At 51.8% G+C, this 2,606-nt stretch carries 1 protein-coding gene; it reads right to left on the bottom strand.

The window, feature by feature from the left end; all coding sequences use genetic code 11:
- A partial coding sequence (locus tag PHS46_08680) for a hypothetical protein (GenBank protein MDD3906575.1) occupies nt 1-2,399 on the bottom strand: 2,399 nt, incomplete at its 3' end.
- Nucleotides 2,400-2,606 lie beyond the last annotated feature (207 nt).

The following is a 2,606-nucleotide window of genomic DNA, read 5'->3' as shown; positions in this document are numbered from 1 at the left end:
GAGGCGGTATCCTTTGCAACGGCAGACGTTGTTACTGCGAAACCTTCGCCTGTGTAAATACCTATATTAGAAAGAGCGATAGCCCCTACCCCGTAAGCCAGCCATCCTGATCGTAGACCGCTTTGACTCCAAGCACTGCCCCACGCTTCACCAAGTCCTGTTGCTCCCGCAATAATACTTTGCGCCTCTTCTCCAAATCTGTTGATTGTGAAATCGGCGTATGCGCTCTTACAGGCTCCTTTGAACTCTGACGCAAGTTTGCTAATTCCTTCTGCCAAGATCTGTAATCCTTCTCCAAACAGACTAACTCCTTGTCTCTCGCTACTAACTCCTTGTCTCTCGCTACTAATGCTTTTTGCAAATCCCTCGTCTCTAAGAGTATCATATCCGACCGTTTCTGTATATCCTCCTTCGAGAGATTGTCCCAATCCCGCAATGTAGCTTCGCAATGAATAATTATTTGATCTGAGCGTTCCAGATATGGTGCCAGTTTCTCCGTAAGACCAGGCGCTAACTTCTCCAAGCGCGGACGTATACTCCGTGCCGCTTCCAATGCCTCTTCTAACCGCGATCTTTTTCCCCACTTCCATAACTTTTCCAATAGTAGCATTCTTGATGCCTCCTATAAAGTCCTTAATTTCGTTTTTAAACGCCAAGAACTCTGGTAAAACTGCTCCCATCGTCTGTATGAAAAGATATACACCACATGCCTCACCCGCGGTATAACCTATCTCTTTTGCCGCTCTTAAAGCATCGCCGCTTGTCATGCTGGCAACAAGACTGGTGAATTTTTCACTGACGGCATTCCATGCATCTTTTATTATACTTATACTTGAGCCAATGTCCACTTTAAAGCCGATGAATTGGGTTGTAAGGTTCTGCAGAGCGATACCTACCGAAGCTACACCCGATTCCAGGGCGAATTGTACATATTCCTTCACTGTTCCTTCCGCGAAACTCAACGCAAGCCTTAACATAGCCTCGCTTGCGCCCGGGATATCGGTAACAAGATAGCAGGCAATCATGTAAACGCTTGCGCACATAACGCTATCTCTTACACCATAATCTTTAAGGGTTGTTGAGATAAACTGTAGCATAGTAATGGGACTGTATCCTGGGTTGTCTTGAGCAAATTTCTGGATAGCGGGCCATATGACGGGATCTATTTTCTCATTAACGAGATTATCGAGATAACCGCCTATGGACTCCATCTGCGCAGGGCGCTTGGCATTTGGAAGAAGCGATTCGTCTCCTATGAATTTATCGTAGGATGATACGACGATTTTGTCGTTTGCGATATCGAAGACGCCGGTTATGGCGACTATGGAGCCGTCGGAGGCGATGGTGTAGACGTTCTCGGTGAATGTGAAGGCCTTGGCACCTGTTGCAGAGTCAGCCCAGGCGAGCGCCGGGGCGAAGAGGCTCTGGATGGGAGTGAGATTAGAGTCGGCGAGAGACTCGGAGAGCGAGGGCGCGGTGCCGAGAGCAGTGCCAGCCTCGGGGGAGATGAGGGTCTGCTGGTCAACCGCGTAGGAGCGATTACTTAGACTGGTCGCACCGAGGGTCTGCTGGTCAACCGCGTAGGAGCGATTACTTAGACTGGTCGCACCTACGCGGTTATCAGTGAGGGTCGCGTCATAGAAGAACGCGCTACCCGAGACTATCGAGATGGAAGAGCCGTCGATGGCGATTTTGGAGCCGTCGGAGGCGATGGTGTAGACATTGTCGGTGAATGTGAAGGCCTTGGCGCCTGTTGCGGAGTCAGCCCAGGCGAGCGCCGGGGCGAAGAGGCTCTGGATGGGAGTGAGATTAGAGTCGGCGAGAGACTCGGAGAGCGAGGGGCCGGTGCCGAGAGCGGTGCCAGCCTCGGGGGAGATGAGAGTCTGCTGGTCAACCGCGTAGGAGCGATTACTTAGACTGGTCGCACCGAGGGTCTGCTGGTCAACCGCGTAGGAGCGATTACTTAGACTGGTCGCACCTACGCGGTTATCAGCAACACGGTTATCAGCAACGGTCGCGTCATAGAAGAACGCGCTACCCGAGGCTATTGAGATAACAGAGCCGTCGATGGCGATTTTGGAGCCGTTAAAGAGGAGGAGATCACTTCGGGAAAATGGGACAGTCCCCACCTTAGTCATATCCCCACCTGGGGGACAGTCCCTATTTTCCATCGCATTTTCCATCACGATGACGGAGAGGCCTGTCTGGTCGAGGCCGTTAATATTGATGGTGTCGGTGCCGAGGATGTAGAGGCCGTCCGGTTTTAGTTCGACGGGGATGGTGAGGATCTGCTGGTCAACCGCGTAGGAGCGATTACTTAGACTGGTCGCACCTACGCGGTTATCGGCAACAGTCGCACCTACGCGGTTATCGGCAACACGGTTATCAGCAACAGTCACGCCTCCGAGACCGGTGCCAACCTCCGAGGAGGAATTACTTAGACTGGTTCCACCTCGGAGGTTATCAGAACCAGGGAGGTTATCAGAGCTGAGAAGATTATCAGGGCTGAGGAGGTTATCAGAACCAGTGAGATTATCTGAACCAGGGAGATCAAAAGTCAGGCCGAGGCTCGCGACTGGGATAGCGCCGGTTATTTTCAGGTCTCG

This window comes from Candidatus Omnitrophota bacterium, assembly GCA_028699255.1.
GTDB lineage: Bacteria > Omnitrophota > Gorgyraeia > 2-01-FULL-45-10 > 2-01-FULL-45-10 > FEN-1322.
This window is presented reverse-complemented; position numbering and strand designations above follow the sequence as displayed.